Below are 14,473 nucleotides of genomic sequence, written 5' to 3' on the forward strand. Positions count from 1 at the left end.
CGTGCACGAACGGCATTCAGTCAGGTTTTTGTAATATTGAGATGCCGCTCAAACGCCGCACACTTCGCCCTTCCCCGCGATTTCTCGCGCCGCTTTCGCGCCTTCGACCTGCAAGAGTTCAGGCAGCGACACGCCGTTCTTCGCCGCCGTCACTTCCGCGAGAATCGACACGGCGATTTCCGGCGGCGTCCTGCTACCGATGAAAATACCCACCGGGCCATGCAGCCGCGCGAGTTCGGCGTCGCTGAGATCGAACTCTTTCAGACGCTCGCGCCGCGCCGCATTGTTGCGCCGCGAACCGAGCGCACCGACATAAAATGCAGGCGTCTTGAGCGCTTCCATCAGCGCGAGGTCGTCGAGCTTCGGATCGTGCGTGAGCGCGATCACGGCACAGCGCTCGTCGAGCTTCATGTCCATCACGGTGTCGTCGGGCATGGTGCGCACGATCGTCGTGCCCGGCACGTCCCACTCTTCCGTGTATTCCTCGCGCGGATCGCAGACTGTCACCTGATAATCCAGCCCGACCGCGATGCTGCACAGATAACGCGACAACTGCCCCGCGCCGATCACCAGCATGCGATAGCGCGGGCCGTGAATGGTCAGAAGCCGGTCGTCGTCGAAGAGTACGCCGTCGGTGGCCCGCGCCGGTTCGAGGCGCACGGCGCCCGTCGCCATGTCGAGCGTGCGCGCGACGAGCCGGCCGCTTTCAACCGCCGCGCACAGATCGGCGATGCCGCTCGCGGCCGTCAACGGCTCCAGCACGAGCTGAATCGTGCCGCCGCACGGCAAGCCGAACCGATGCGCCTCTTCCGCGCTGATGCCGTACTTCACCGCTTCGGGCGTCGTCTGCTCGATGCCGCGTTGCCGCACGCGCTCGATCAGATCGTCTTCGATGCAACCGCCCGACACCGAGCCGACCACATGGCCGTCGTCGCGCACGGCGAGCATCGCGCCTTCGGGCCGCGGCGACGAGCCCCACGTCTTCACCACCGTCACGAGCAGCACGCGTTTGCCCTCTTCGAGCCATCGCGCGCTGTTCTTCAGGACTTCGAGATCCACGCTGTCCATGATTTCTTTCCTTTCTCTTCCTTCTCGCCGCCATTTTCATCGGCCGGCGAGTCCTGCGATTCCGGCGCGGCCTCACCGCCTTGCAACTGCGCGCTGAACCGCTTGAAAAATTCTCCCGCAATCTTACGCGCTGCGCCGTCGACGAGCCGCGAGCCGATTTGCGCGAGCTTGCCGCCCACCTGCGCATTCGCGCTGTAGCTGAGCTTCGTCGTGTCGGCTTCGTCGCCCGGTTCGAGGTTGACGGTCGCGCTGCCCTTGCTGAAGCCCGCCGCGCCGCCCTGCCCTTCGAACACGATCGTATACGTATGCGGCGCGTCGATATTGGTGAGCTCCATTCTGCCCTTGAAGCGCGCTTTCACCGGGCCGACCGCCGCCGTCATCGCGACGTTGTACGCGTTCTCGCCGTCCGCGTCGATGCTGTCGCAGCCGGGAATGCAGGCTTTCAGGATCGACGTGTCGTTGAGCGCTTCCCACGCGCGCGCCTGCGGCACCGGCAAGGTATGCGTTTCGGTCAGTTCCATCTGATGTCTCCTGTGTGCCGTGACAGCGCGGCCAGTTCCGGCCCGACGGCGGAAAGGCTGTCGAGGTTATGCGCCGCGAGCATCGCATCGACGTGCGGCAGGATCGCCCGCACGCCTCGCGCGCGCGGCGTGAAATCGGCGAAGCGCAACAGCGGGTTGAGCCATACGAGCCGATGCGCGAACCGCCTGAGCCTTTGCATTTCCGCATCGAGCACGTCGATGGCTTCGTGATCCAGGCCGTCGGTGACGAGCAGCACCGTCGCCCGGCCGCCGAGCACGCGGCGCGCCCAGCGCCGGTTGAACTCCGCAAGGGCCGCGCCGATGCGCGTGCCGCCCGACCAGTCCGCCACGTTTTGCCCGAGCGCGGCGATCGCGACATCGGGATCGCGTTCGCGCAAGGCGCGCGTCGCGTTGGTGAGGCGCGTGCCGAACAGAAACACTTGCAAGCGCTCGCGCGACTGCAACAAGGCATGGCAGAAATACAGCACGGCGCGCGAATAGGCGCTCATCGAGCCGGAGATGTCGAGCAGGAGCACGAGCGGCGGTCTGCGCTCCACCGCTGCACGGTATTTCCACACGGTCCAGTCGCCGCCGGAGCGCACGGCGTGGCGCGCGCTCGCCTTGAGATCGGCGTGCGTGCCGCGCGATGCGGCCTTCAGTCTGCGCGTCGGCTCGGTGGCGAGCGGCAGGCGATGCGCGCGAATCTGATGCCGCAGCGTGCGCCATTCGTCGGCGGAGAGCGTGTCGAAATCGCGATGGCTCAGGCGTTCCTGCGCGCTGAAGGTGATGCGCGCGTGCGCCTCTTCCGGCTTCGATTCCGCAGCCGGCGCCTGCGATTGCGCCGCGCGCGCCGCCAGTGCATCCGCGAGACGGTTGTTGCGTTTGGGCGGCGGCATGCCGTTCGTCACTTTCGGCAGCAGCAGCGCGCGCAGCTTGCCTTCCCAGTCGGGATCGCGCCAGAAGAGATCGAAGGCGGCGTCGAAGATGTCGCGCTCGTCGCTCGCGTGCACGAGCAGGCAGGCGAGCGCCGCGCGGACATCGTCGCGGCGGTTCAGGTCGATGTGACCGAGCGCGTCGAGCGCATCGACCGCATGCGCCGGCGACATGCCGAGCCCCGCGCCGCGCAGGAGCCGCACGAAATGCACGACGTTGCGGGCGAACGGTTCCATCGTCATGGCGCGGTGGAAAGACACTGCGCGAGCGTGTCCGCGTCCATGCGTGCGAGGTCGTCCTGATATTTGAGCAGCACGCCGAGGGTGTCCCGCACCGATTGCGGATCGAGCTCCGACACCGACAGCGCCGCCAGCGCGCGGCACCAGTCGATCGTCTCCGCGACGCCCGGCGCCTTGAACAGATCCAGCGTGCGCAGCCGATGCACGAACGCGACCGCCCTCGCCTGCAGCGCGCTGCCCGCTTCCGGCGCGCGGGCCGCGACGATCGCCAGTTCGACGTCGCGTTCGGGATAGCCGATCCACTGATAAAGACAACGCCGCTTCAGCGCGTCGTGCACTTCGCGCGTGCGGTTCGACGTCATCACGACGAGCGGCGGCGTCTTCGCGCGCACCGTGCCGTACTCCGGAATCGACACCTGAAAGTCGGAGAGCAGTTCGAGCAGGAACGCTTCGAACGGCTCGTCGGCGCGATCGATTTCGTCGATCAGCAAGACGCGGCGCGCATCGGGATTCGCGGCATCGGACAGCAGCGCCTGGAGCAGCGGACGCTTGAGCAGAAACTCGCCGCGATACAGCGAGTCGTTCGACGGCCTGTCGCCCGATGCCTCCGCGAGCCGCAACGCCATGATCTGCCGCGGATAATCCCATTCGTACAGCGCGCTCGCGGTATCCAGCCCTTCGTAGCATTGCAGGCGCAGGAGCGTCGTGCCGCACAGGCCCGCCGCCGCCTTCGCCAGTTCGGTCTTGCCGACGCCGGGCTCGCCTTCGAGAAAGAGCGGCCGCTGCATCTTCAGCGCGAGAAAAAGCGCTGTTGCGAGCTCGCGATTGGCGAAGTACTGCTGCTCGCGCAAGCGCGCGAGCGTCTCGTCGATGGAAGCGGGCTCGCCCTGCATCGCGGTCAGAACGACATCGCGCGCTCGATCGCGCGGCCCGCGAGCACCGGAATCAGGTGCGCGCGATACGCGGCGCTCGCGTGCATGTCGTCGTTGAGCGTGTCGGGCGCGATCTTCACGCCACGCGCCGACGCCACCGAAAAGTCCTTCGACAGCGCCGCCTCCAGCTCGGCCGCACGAAACACCGACGACGCCGCCCCCGTCACGGCCACGCGCACGCCGTCCTTGAACTTCGCGACGAACACGCCGACGAGCGCGAAATGCGATGCGGGATTGCGAAACTTCTCGTAGCCCGCGCGCTCCGCGAGCGGAAACTCGACCGCGGTGATGAGTTCGTCGGGTTCGAGCGCGGTCTGATACATATCGATGAAGAAATCGTCCGCGGCGATGCGCCTTCTGTCCGTCACGACGGTCGCGTTCAGCGCAAGCACGGCGGACGGATAGCACGCCGCGGGATCGTCGTTGGCGAGCGAACCACCGATCGTCCCGCGCTCGCGCACCTGCATGTCGCCGATGCGGCTCGCGAGATCCGCGAGGCCCGGCAGCACTTTCTTCACCTCCGCGTTCGACGCGACTTGCGCATGACACATCGCGCCGCCGATCGTGAGCTTGTCGCCATCGAGCGCGATGTTTTTCATCGACGCGATGCGCGTCACGTCGACCAGCGCCGAAGGTTGCGCGAGGCGCAGGCGCATGGTCGGCAAGAGGCTTTGGCCGCCCGCGAGGAATTTGGCGTCGGCGTTGGCGCTCAAGGCTGCGACCGCCGCTTTCGCTTCGTCCGCTTTCTGAAAATCGAATGAGTACATGGTGTCGGTCTCCCTGTCTCAGGCGTGCTGAGCGTTCTGCATCGCGGTCCAGACGCGGTGCGGCGTCGCGGGCATCTGCAAGTCCTTCACGCCGAGCGGCGCGAGCGCATCGAGAATCGCGTTGATGACGGCGGGCGGCGAGCCGATCGCGCCCGCTTCGCCGCAGCCCTTCACGCCGAGCGGATTGTGCGTGCATGGCGTGCCCTTCGCGGTTTCCACCGTGAAGCTCGGCAGATCGATCGCGTGCGGCATCGCGTAATCCATGAACGAGCCGGAAAGCAACTGGCCGGTGCTGTCGTCGTAGACGCAGCGCTCCAGCATCGCCTGGCCGATGCCTTGTCCCAGCCCGCCATGCACCTGTCCTTCGACGATCATCGGATTGATCACGTTGCCGAAATCGTCGACCGCCGTGAACTTCTGGATGCGCGTCTCGCCCGTGTCCTGATCCACTTCGACTTCGCACACGTACGCGCCCGACGGATACGTGAAGTTGGCCGGATCGTAGAACGCGTTTTCGTTGAGGCCCGGCTCCATCTGGTCGAGCGGGAAGTTGTGCGGCACATACGCGGCGAGCGAGACATCGACGAACGTCTTCGTGCGGTCCGTGCCTTTCACGCGAAACACGCCGTTCGTGAACTCGATGTCTTCCGCCGAGGCTTCCAGCAGATGCGCGGCGATTTTCTTGGCCTTGGCTTCGACCTTGTCGAGCGCCTTCATGATCGCCGAACCGCCGACCGAGATCGAGCGCGATCCATACGTGCCCATGCCGAACGGAATGCGCCCTGTATCGCCGTGAATGATTTCGACGTTATCGATCGAGATGCCCAGCCGGTCCGCGACCACTTGCGCGAAGGTCGTCTCGTGGCCTTGCCCGTGGCTATGCGAGCCGGTGAACACCGTCACGGAGCCGGTCGGATGCACGCGCACCTCGCCCGCTTCGAAGAGGCCCGCGCGCGCGCCCAGCGCACCCGCCACGTTCGACGGCGCGAGCCCGCACGCCTCGATGTAGCAGGAGTAGCCGATGCCTCTGAGCTTTCCTTTCTGCTTCGATTCTTCCTTGCGTGCGGCGAAGCCTTTTATGTCCGCGAGTTCCAGTGCGCGATTCAGGATCGTGTCGTAATCGCCGGTGTCGTAGGTGAGCCCGACGGGCGTCGCATACGGAAACGAGCGGATGAAGTTGCGGCGGCGCAGTTCGACGGGATCGATGTTCATTTCGCGCGCCGCCGTTTCCACGAGTCGCTCGACCACGTAAGTCGCTTCGGGACGTCCCGCGCCGCGATAGGCATCGACGGGCACGGTGTTCGTGAACACGGCTTTCACTTCGGCGTAGATCGCGGGCGTCGCGTACTGGCCGGCGAGCAGCGTCGCGTAGAGCACGGTCGGAATCGACGACGCGAAGGTCGAGAGATACGCGCCCATGTTCGCCGTCGTATGCACGCGCATGCCGAGGAACTTGCCGTCCTTGTCGAGCGCGAGTTCGGCTTTCGTGACGTGATCGCGGCCATGGGCGTCGGAGAGAAACGCTTCCGAACGCTCGGCCGTCCACTTGATCGGCCGCCCGACTTTCTTCGATGCCCACGTGAGCGCCACGTCTTCCGCGTACAGAAAGATCTTCGAGCCGAAGCCGCCGCCCACATCCGGCGCGATCACGCGCAGCTTCGATTCCGGCAGCGACAGCACGAACGCCGCCATCAGCAGGCGCTCGACGTGCGGATTCTGGTTCGCCACGTAGACGGTGTAGCTGTCGTCGTGCTTCGAAAAGCTCGCGTTCACGGCGCGCGGCTCGATCGCGTTCGGCACCATGCGCTGATTGACGATATCGAGCGTCGTGACGTGCGCGGCCTGCGCGAACGCGGCGTCGGCCGCGGCCTTGTCGCCGTGGCCCCAGTTGAAGCAGACATTGCTCGGCACGCTGTCGTGCACGAGCGGGCGGCCGGCGTCGGCTGCGGTGCCCGTATCGACGGTTGCGGGCAGTTCGTCGTAGTCGATTTCGATCAGCTCGACGGCATCCTTCGCTTCCTTCACCGATTCCGCGACGACGAGCGCCACCTGATCGCCGACGTGCAGCACCTTCTCATGCGCGATGACGGGATGCGGCGGCTCGTGCATCGGCGTGCCGTCGATGCTGTGGATCAGCCAGCCGCAAGGCAGGCCGCCGACGTTCTCGCCCGCGAGATCCTTGCCGGTGAAAATGCCGATCACGCCGGGCGACTTCATCGCCGCTTCGGTGTCGATACGTTTGATCTTCGCGTGCGCGTGCGGCGAGCGCAGGAACACGCCATAGCTTTGCTGTGGCAGGACGACGTCGTCCGTGTATTGGCCCGCGCCTGTCAGGAAGCGATAGTCTTCCTTGCGCTTGACGCCGGCGCCGATCAGTTTCTGTTGCTCAGGGGCATTCATCGCGGTCTCCATTTAGGCGCGATTCATCGAATAGGAAGGATGCGCGTGTGATCAGGCGCCGGCTTTCATAGCCTGCGCGCCCTGGAGAACCGCTTTCACGATGTTGTGATAGCCGGTGCAGCGGCACAGATTGCCGTCGAGCTGCTCGCGCACTTCTTCTTCCGAGAGATTCGGCGACTGCGCGGCCAGCGCGCTCGCGCTCATCACCATGCCCGGCGTGCAGAAGCCGCATTGCAGGCCGTGACATTCCTTGAAAGCCGCCTGCATCGGATGAAGCTGGCCGTCTTTCGCCATGCCTTCGATGGTCGTCACGTGCATGCCGTCGGCTTGCGCGGCGAGCATGTTGCACGATTTGATCGCGCGGCCGTCGAGATGAACGGTGCACGCGCCGCACTGCGCCGTGTCGCAGCCGACATGTGTGCCGGTAAGCCTGAGTTGATCGCGGAGAAACTGAACGAGCAGAAGATGCGGTTCGACGGTGGCGGTCACGGGTTTCCCGTTGACCGTCAGGCTGATGCTAAGCGCCATTTCACTGTCTCCTGATGAGGACGAACCAGCTTCACGCCGATGCACCTGCCTTTACTGCCGCGTGAGCGTTCAGCTGGGTTGGGTGTTATGTGTTTGTGGCAATGAGTAAAACACAAATCGGAAGGCCTCGCTATCCGTCGAACGCCCGTCCCAAATTTATCCCTCCGCGCCGCGCGGCGTGCCCCGCAAAGCAAAACGCCGCCTTTCGGGCGGCGCTTTCGCGTGGCTTGCGTGAAGACGAGACGCTCAGTGCGTCACGGCTTCGCGCTTTTCGGCGGTGGCGCGGGGCGCTTCGAGCGGCGCGCGCCCGAGCACCGAATTGCGCCGCGAGTACATGAAGTAGATCGCGAGGCCGATCACGAGCCACACCGCGAAGGCGATCCACGTCATGGCCTGGAGATTCATCATCAGGAACAGGCACGACGCCACCGCGAGAACCGGCACGACGGGCACGCCCGGGCAGCGGAACGCGCGCGGCAGGTCCGGATGCGTGCGGCGCAGGATCAGCACGGCGATGGACACCATCGAGAACGCGGCGAGCGTGCCGATGTTGATCAGCTCGGCGAGCACGTTGAGCGGCACGAGCGCGCCGATCAGCCCGAAGAAGATGCCGACGAGCCACGTCGTGAAAAACGGCGTCGAAAAGCGCGGATGCACCTTCGAAAGCCGCGCGGGCAAAAGGCCGTCGCGCGACATCGCATAGATGATGCGCGTCTGGCCGTAGCTCATCACGAGAATCACGGTCAGCATGCCGAGCACCGCGCCGAGATCGATGAAGCCCGCGACCCAGTTCTGCCCCGCCACTTGCAGCGCGAACGACACCGGATGCGGATTGTTCGCGAACTGCGCCGACGGCACGATGCCCGTCACGACCGCCGCCACCGCCACATACAGCACCGCGCACACCGCGAGCGACGAGATGATGCCAATGGGCAGATCGCGCTTCGGATTCTTGACTTCCTCGGCGGCGGACGACACCGAATCGAAGCCGATGAATGCGAAGAACATCACGGCCGCCGCGCCGAACACGCCCGACCAGCCGTGGGGCATGAACGGATGCCAGTTGGCCGGCTTCACGTGGAAAACGCCCACCGCGATCACGAGCACCACGATGGTCACCTTGATCGCGACCATGATGTTGTTCAGGCGCGTGGACTCCTTCACGCCGACCGACAGCAGCCAGGTAATGGCCATCATCACGAGGAAGGCGGGCAGATTGAAGAAGGTGGCCTGACCGGGCAGCGCGCCGGGCGCGGCCGTGAGCGCGGTCGGCAGCGACACGCCGAAGCCCGCCAGGAGCGATTGCAGATAGCCCGACCAGCCGACCGACACGGCGGAGGTCGCGAGCCCGTATTCGAGCATCAGGTCCCAGCCGATGATCCACGCGGCGAGCTCGCCGAGCGTGGCGTACGAATACGTATAGATGGAGCCTGCGACGGGAATCGTCGATGAAAACTCGGCGTAGGCGAGCGCCGCGAAGCAGCACGCGATCGCCGCGACGATGAACGACACCATGAGCGCCGGGCCGGCCTGCACGGCGCCGGTGCCGGTCAGCACGAAAATGCCGGTGCCGATGATGGCGCCGATTCCGAGGAACGTCAGATCCAGGGCGCCGAGCGTCTTTTTGAGCGACGTGCTGTGCGCGCCGGCCAGCATGTGCTCGATGTTTTTCTTGCGGAACAACGACATTGCGATGAGTCTCCTTCTGGCGCGCGCGGGCGCCCCTGCTACGGGAAAACCCGACATTTTATCGGAGACTCGGATGTTGCCCATGATCCGGGCATGCAACACAGAATGGCGATGCTTTGTGACAAACCGCTCTTTTTTATCTTGCACAAGTTAAAAATATCAACCGGCGATGGCCGGATTCATATCGACCAGACGGTTGCTCATCACGTAAAACGTAAGCTCCGCGTTGTTCGCGAGCTTCATCTTGTCCAACAACCGCGCGCGATAAACACTTACCGTTTTAACTGAAAGAGATAAAGTTAGCGCGATGTCCGTCAGCCGCTTTCCGGATGCAAGCATGCAGAGCGTCTGATATTCGCGGTCCGAGAGCTTCTCGTGCGGCAGGCGGTCGCTATCGAGCGAAACGTAGGTCGCGAGCGCTTCCGCCATTTCCGGGCTCACGTATTTGCGGCCCGCCGCGACCTGCTGGATCGCGCCGATCATGAGCGCCGGGTCCGCCGTCTTCGACAAATAGCCCGACGCGCCCGCCTTCAGCGCGCGCACGGCGTACTGATCCTCGCGATACATCGAAAACATCAGGACGGGCAGTCGCGGCACTTCGCGCTTGATGCGCTTCAGCAAATCGATACCGTTGACGTCGGGCAGCGAAATATCGAGCATCGCGACGTCGTGCGGATGGCGCGTGGCCAGCGCGATGGCCTGCACGCCGTTTTCGGCTTCCGACACTTCCGACGCCACGCCGCGTTCCCGCAGCAATTGCGCGACACCGCGGCGCACGATGGCGTGATCGTCGGCGAGCAGGATCTTGAGCATCGCGGGCGGCCTCAGGCGTTGACGACGCTGAGCGCGAAAAGGCCAGGACGCGCCGCCGCCCACGGCAGACGCGCGCGCACGCTCGTCCCGGCGGGCTTCGCCCCGGCGACGCGCAAGTTGCCGCCGAGCGCCTCGCAGCGCGCGCGCATGCCGGCAAGCCCGAAGCGCCCGCTCTTGCGGCGCGCCGCCGCGCTGATGCCGACGCCGTCGTCCTCGACGATGAGCGTCACCGCCTGTGCGTCCACGGATACCGCCACGCTTGCGCGCGCCGCCTGCGCATGGCGCGCGACGTTGCCGAGCGCTTCCTGCATCACGCGAAAGAGCGCGAGCGACATGTCGTGCGACAGGCGGCCGAGGCGCGCATCGTCCGGGCAGTCGAAATCGACGGCGATCGCCGTGCGCGCGCCGAAGCTTCCGATCCAGTCGGCGAGCGTCGCGGCAAAACTCGTATCGAAGGCCGGCGTCTGCAGCCCTTCGACGATGCGATGACTCGTCTCGCAGACCTCCGCGAGCGCCGCGCGCGCCTGATGCAGCGCGTCGCCGAGCGCGGGCGGCGCGTCGACCGGCAGCCAGTGTTCGGCGCGCGCGAGCGCGAGATTCGCGACGGTGAGCGCGGTGCCGGTGTTGTCGTGGAGATCCTGCGCGAGCGACTGGCGGGCGCGCTCTTCCGTCGCGGCGAGCAGCGCGGCGAGTTCCTGCACGCGGGCGGTCAGGCGCTGAATCTGCCGATCGCCCTTGAGCTTGGCGTCGATCAGCGCGGAATAAGGCGAGACGAACGGCGCGCCGGAACAGTCCGGCGCCGGTGACGGAACGCCGCGCAACGAAGCGCGGCGATTCAGGCTCTGATGCGCGCTCTCATCGAGCGTGATGGTGGCCGACGGATTCATTCACACTCCTCGCTTTGAGCGCACCCTCAGCTACGTCCTCGGACATCTCACGAGCGGCGTAACCAAATTTACACTCTGTAACATCGAAGACGGATTACGCACGCAAGCGCGCCGTCTCAGCGTGGATGAATCATATCTCAAAAATATTATAAATCTATGTCTAGCAAGGGCGCGGCGCTCGAACTTCATGTTCTTTGCCAAGTTCGGCGCACATAATGCGTAGGAAAAACACCTACTGACGAAGCGAGATTTGTAACAGCGCCGCTCGCGCCGCCGCCTTCTTCGAGGCGAAAAAAAACCGGAGCGCGAAGCTCCGGCTTCCGTGCAAACGCAGCGCTGAACGATCAATCAGCCCACGAATGCCTTTTCCACGACATAGTGGCCAGGATGGTTGTTGCTGCCTTCCTTGAAACCCATCGTGTCGAGCAGTTCGCGGGTGTCTCGCAGCATGTGCGGGCTGCCGCAAAGCATCACGCGGTCGTTTTCGACCGAGAACGGCTCCACGGCGAGGTCCGCGAACAGCTTCTTGGTCTCGATCAGGTCGGTGATGCGGCCGCGGTTCGCGAATTCCTCGCGCGTCACGGTCGGGTAGTACACGAGCTTTTCGGACACGATCTCGCCAAGGTGCTCATGCGCCGGCAAGTGTTCCGTGATGAAGTCCTTGTAAGCGAGTTCATCGACGAAACGGCACGTATGCGTCAGCACGATCTTCTCGTAGCGGTCGTAGACGTCCGGGTCCTTGATGATCGACATGAACGGCGCGAGGCCCGTGCCGGTCGAGAGCAGCCACAGCGTCTTGCCGGGCAGCAGATTGTCGGCGACCAGCGTGCCCGTGGGCTTCTTGCCGATCAGCACGGAATCGCCCACCTTCAGGTGTTGCAGACGCGAGGTCAGCGGGCCGTCGGGAACCTTGATGCTCAGGAATTCGAGATGCTCTTCGTAGTTCGCGCTCGCGAGGCTGTATGCGCGCAGAAGCGGCTTGCCCTCGACTTCGAGCCCCACCATCGTGAACTGGCCGTTCTCAAAGCGGAACGAGGCGTCGCGGGTGCAGGTGAAACTGAAAAGCGTGTCGGTCCAGTGATGGACGCTCAGAACGGTTTGAGAATTAAGGTTGCTCATGGCTTCTTGAACTGTGCTTTAACTGTGCAAAAGCGGTGACACTCCGACGCCCGGCGCCGAAAAGTGCGCTTCCGGGAGCGCCGCACTACGCGAAGAGGACGATCGATCGATGATGACCGCGAGTTCGTTCGGAAACAGCGCGAAGACCGCGCATCACGCGCGCCCTGCGTTCGCCTCGCAGAAAACGAGACGGCCCGGCTGGTGCAATCGGCTATTTTAACCCGATAGTCGCTTCGAGGTCCGAACGTCGATAGGGCGGCAAAGGCGCGCACGCCGGCCTCGTGGGCGAACGTGCGTGCTGAGAAAATGCGTTCCGGCGGGCTGCAAGGGTCGGCAACCGGATCGGCTCGAAGCATCTCGCTGCCGAAAAGCCGCCGAATTCGCATGATAGCAACGGATGCTTCGGCTATCCGGAAAGTCCCTTGCCGCTGAAAGGACGGCAAGGGACGGCGCGCGTCAGATGCGCTGATCCGTGGACGGCTTCTCCCACAGGTTGATGCCGCCTTCCTGCGCGTGCTGATCGATTTCCGCGAGCTCTTCCTTCGTGAAATCGAGATTCTTCAGTGCGGCGACATTCTCCGCGACCTGCTCCGCCCGGCTCGCGCCGATCAGCACCGAGGTCACGCGGCCGCCGCGCAACGCCCACGCGAGCGCCATCTGCGCGAGACTCTGGCCGCGTTTCTGCGCCAGTTCGTTGAGCTTGCGCACGTGCGCGAGGTTCGCGTCGCTCAGATGTTCCGCTTTCAGCGAGCCGCCGCCGGGCTTGTTCACGCGCGCGTCCTGCGGCACGCCGTTCAGGTATTTGTTCGTCAGAAGGCCCTGCGCGAGCGGCGTGAACGCGATGCTGCCCGCGCCGACCTCGTCGAGCGTGTCGAGCAATTCGCTCTCGATCCAGCGGTTCAGCATGTTGTACGACGGCTGATGGATCAGCAGCGGCACTTTGTGTTCGGCGAGCAGCTTGGCCATTTCGCGCGTCTTGGCCGCCGAATACGACGAAATGCCCACGTACAGCGCCTTGCCCGAATGCACGGCGGTCGCGAGCGCGCCGGCGGTTTCTTCGAGCGGGGTATCGGCGTCGAAGCGATGCGAATAGAAAATGTCGACGTAATCGAGGCCCATGCGCTTCAGGCTCTGATCGAGGCTCGCAAGCACGTATTTGCGCGAGCCGCCGCCCTGACCGTACGGGCCGGGCCACATGTCCCAGCCGGCCTTCGACGAAATCAGCAATTCATCGCGATACGGACGGAAATCGTCCTTGAAGATGCGGCCGAAGTTGGTCTCGGCGCTGCCATAGGGCGGCCCATAGTTGTTGGCCAGGTCGAAATGCGTGACGCCGAGGTCGAACGCGGTGCGCAAAATGTCGCGTTGCGTGGAGATCGGCGTGCTATCGCCGAAGTTGTGCCACAAACCGAGCGACAACGCGGGCAGCTTCAACCCGCTTTTGCCGCACGTGCGGTATTGCATCTGCGAGTAACGCTCGGACGCTGCTTCGTAAGCCATGACGGATTTCCTCTGCGGATTTGCGGACTTGATGGGACTCAATGGGACTGGATGAGACTCGCGACAGGCGTGAGGCGGCCTGCCAAGGGCGTCAATGGTAAGCCAATCGGGGCTGAGCGCGCACGGCGCGCCCCGCCGTCCCGTTATTCGGCACTGGCCGATCGGCCAGCACGGGGAACGATCGCGCCCGAACTCGGACCAATGCAAATTCCGCATGAAGGAGCTTGACCGATGGACCCGATTGACAGACTGCGCCCCGCCTACGATTCCTTTACCGCGATTGCCGTGACCTACGGCATCGACATCCTGCTGGCGATTCTGATTCTCGCGATCGGCTGGTGGATCTCGAACGCCGTCGCGAACGCGCTGCGCCGCACGCTCGGGCGCACCAACGTGGACGCGACGCTCACGCCGGTGCTCGCCAGTCTCGCGCTGTGGGCGATCCGCGTCGTCGCGATCGTCGCGGCGCTCGGCAAATTCGGCATCGCCGCGGCCAGCATCCTGACCGTGCTCGGCGCGGCCGGTCTCGCCATCGGTCTCGCGCTGCAAGGCACGCTGCAGAACATCGCCGCCGGTTTGATGCTCTTGCTGCTGCGGCCGTTTCGCGTTGGCGATTACATCGAAGGCGTCGGCACGACGGCTGGCACGGTCAACGAGATCGGCCTTTTCACGACGCGTCTCACGAAGGCCGACGGCATCATCATGTACGTGCCGAACAGCCTCATCTGGGCGAATGCGATCACCAATTACAGCGCGAACGACCGCCGGCGCGTCGTCATCAATTTTCAGGCGCAGCATGGTTTGGGCGTCGAACAGGTGCTCGGCGAATTGCGCAGGCTGATGAGCGAAGATCCGCGCATTACGCAGGACGGACCGTCCGCGCCGTGGGTCGCCGTGACCGATTACACCGACACCGGCGTGAAGTACAACCTCGGCGCATGGACGAGCCGGAGCGATCATCAGCACGTGATGGCCGATCTGTTGCGCAAGATCCAGCCCTACACGCGCGAGCAGGCGCGCGCCGCGTGACTGGACGCGCGGGCGCAGACCGAATAATCTGACGCCCCATTTCCGACG

At 64.6% G+C, this 14,473-nt stretch carries 13 protein-coding genes; 1 reads left to right on the forward strand and 12 read right to left on the reverse strand.

What is annotated here, in order from left to right; genetic code table 11:
• Positions 1–48: 48 nt before the first annotated feature.
• From LY284_RS12930 to mgrA, 12 genes are all read right to left on the reverse strand, one after another.
• Complete coding sequence (locus LY284_RS12930; protein WP_045451606.1) at positions 49–1,068, reverse strand: XdhC family protein; 1,020 nt, start codon at positions 1,066–1,068, stop codon at positions 49–51.
• Positions 1,041–1,589 (reverse strand): CoxG family protein, encoded by a 549-nt coding sequence (locus LY284_RS12935; protein WP_053567223.1) that lies wholly within the window; start codon positions 1,587–1,589, stop codon positions 1,041–1,043. The genes LY284_RS12930 and LY284_RS12935 overlap by 28 nt, the downstream gene beginning before the upstream one ends.
• Complete coding sequence (locus tag LY284_RS12940; protein WP_233387175.1) at positions 1,580–2,764, reverse strand: VWA domain-containing protein; 1,185 nt, start codon at positions 2,762–2,764, stop codon at positions 1,580–1,582. Before LY284_RS12940 ends, LY284_RS12935 begins: the two co-directional genes overlap by 10 nt.
• Positions 2,761–3,654, reverse strand: coding sequence for a MoxR family ATPase (locus LY284_RS12945; RefSeq protein WP_233386609.1), 894 nt, complete (start codon positions 3,652–3,654; stop codon positions 2,761–2,763). Before LY284_RS12945 ends, LY284_RS12940 begins: the two co-directional genes overlap by 4 nt.
• A gap of 5 nt (positions 3,655–3,659) precedes the next feature.
• Positions 3,660–4,460 (reverse strand): xanthine dehydrogenase family protein subunit M, encoded by an 801-nt coding sequence (locus LY284_RS12950; RefSeq protein ID WP_233386611.1) that lies wholly within the window; start codon positions 4,458–4,460, stop codon positions 3,660–3,662.
• A gap of 18 nt (positions 4,461–4,478) precedes the next feature.
• Entirely contained in the window at positions 4,479–6,860 is a 2,382-nt protein-coding gene (locus LY284_RS12955; protein ID WP_233386613.1) for a xanthine dehydrogenase family protein molybdopterin-binding subunit, read from the reverse strand.
• Between the two features lie 51 nt (positions 6,861–6,911).
• On the reverse strand, positions 6,912–7,388 hold the full coding sequence (locus LY284_RS12960) for a (2Fe-2S)-binding protein (protein ID WP_077157743.1): 477 nt from the start codon (positions 7,386–7,388) through the stop codon (positions 6,912–6,914).
• 246 nt (positions 7,389–7,634) lie between these two features.
• Positions 7,635–9,077 (reverse strand): amino acid permease, encoded by a 1,443-nt coding sequence (locus LY284_RS12965; protein ID WP_014192751.1) that lies wholly within the window; start codon positions 9,075–9,077, stop codon positions 7,635–7,637.
• A 159-nt stretch (positions 9,078–9,236) separates the two neighbouring features.
• Positions 9,237–9,890, reverse strand: a complete 654-nt coding sequence (gene rqpR / locus LY284_RS12970) for a response regulator transcription factor RqpR (protein WP_233386624.1) — start codon at positions 9,888–9,890, stop codon at positions 9,237–9,239.
• A gap of 11 nt (positions 9,891–9,901) precedes the next feature.
• The gene (locus LY284_RS12975) at positions 9,902–10,777 is read right to left on the reverse strand and encodes a sensor histidine kinase (protein WP_233386626.1); all 876 of its coding nucleotides are present in this window, start codon (positions 10,775–10,777) and stop codon (positions 9,902–9,904) included.
• A gap of 348 nt (positions 10,778–11,125) precedes the next feature.
• The gene (locus LY284_RS12980) at positions 11,126–11,896 is read right to left on the reverse strand and encodes a ferredoxin--NADP reductase (protein ID WP_045451585.1); all 771 of its coding nucleotides are present in this window, start codon (positions 11,894–11,896) and stop codon (positions 11,126–11,128) included.
• 456 nt (positions 11,897–12,352) lie between these two features.
• A complete protein-coding gene (mgrA, locus tag LY284_RS12985) occupies positions 12,353–13,396 on the reverse strand; it encodes an L-glyceraldehyde 3-phosphate reductase (protein WP_233386628.1) in 1,044 nt (347 codons plus the stop codon).
• A gap of 231 nt (positions 13,397–13,627) precedes the next feature.
• On the opposite strand from mgrA, the gene LY284_RS12990 reads away from it, so the two are divergent.
• The gene (locus tag LY284_RS12990) at positions 13,628–14,425 is read left to right on the forward strand and encodes a mechanosensitive ion channel family protein (RefSeq protein ID WP_053567214.1); all 798 of its coding nucleotides are present in this window, start codon (positions 13,628–13,630) and stop codon (positions 14,423–14,425) included.
• The last annotated feature ends 48 nt before the right edge of the window (positions 14,426–14,473 follow it).

This window comes from Caballeronia sp. PC1 (assembly GCF_021353155.1).
Classification (GTDB): Bacteria; Pseudomonadota; Gammaproteobacteria; order Burkholderiales; family Burkholderiaceae; genus Caballeronia; species Caballeronia cordobensis.

Coding starts and splice junctions, on each gene's coding strand:
- rqpR (WP_233386624.1), bottom strand. CDS start 9,890: ATGCTCAAGATCCTGCTCGCCGACGATCACGCCATCGTGCGCCGCGGT.
- LY284_RS12975 (WP_233386626.1), bottom strand. CDS start 10,777: ATGAATCCGTCGGCCACCATCACGCTCGATGAGAGCGCGCATCAGAGC.
- LY284_RS12940 (WP_233387175.1), bottom strand. CDS start 2,764: ATGACGATGGAACCGTTCGCCCGCAACGTCGTGCATTTCGTGCGGCTC.
- LY284_RS12945 (WP_233386609.1), bottom strand. CDS start 3,654: ATGCAGGGCGAGCCCGCTTCCATCGACGAGACGCTCGCGCGCTTGCGC.
- LY284_RS12930 (WP_045451606.1), bottom strand. CDS start 1,068: ATGGACAGCGTGGATCTCGAAGTCCTGAAGAACAGCGCGCGATGGCTC.
- LY284_RS12965 (WP_014192751.1), bottom strand. CDS start 9,077: ATGTCGTTGTTCCGCAAGAAAAACATCGAGCACATGCTGGCCGGCGCG.
- mgrA (WP_233386628.1), bottom strand. CDS start 13,396: ATGGCTTACGAAGCAGCGTCCGAGCGTTACTCGCAGATGCAATACCGC.
- LY284_RS12955 (WP_233386613.1), bottom strand. CDS start 6,860: ATGAATGCCCCTGAGCAACAGAAACTGATCGGCGCCGGCGTCAAGCGC.
- LY284_RS12960 (WP_077157743.1), bottom strand. CDS start 7,388: ATGGCGCTTAGCATCAGCCTGACGGTCAACGGGAAACCCGTGACCGCC.
- LY284_RS12990 (WP_053567214.1), top strand. CDS start 13,628: ATGGACCCGATTGACAGACTGCGCCCCGCCTACGATTCCTTTACCGCG.
- LY284_RS12935 (WP_053567223.1), bottom strand. CDS start 1,589: ATGGAACTGACCGAAACGCATACCTTGCCGGTGCCGCAGGCGCGCGCG.
- LY284_RS12980 (WP_045451585.1), bottom strand. CDS start 11,896: ATGAGCAACCTTAATTCTCAAACCGTTCTGAGCGTCCATCACTGGACC.
- LY284_RS12950 (WP_233386611.1), bottom strand. CDS start 4,460: ATGTACTCATTCGATTTTCAGAAAGCGGACGAAGCGAAAGCGGCGGTC.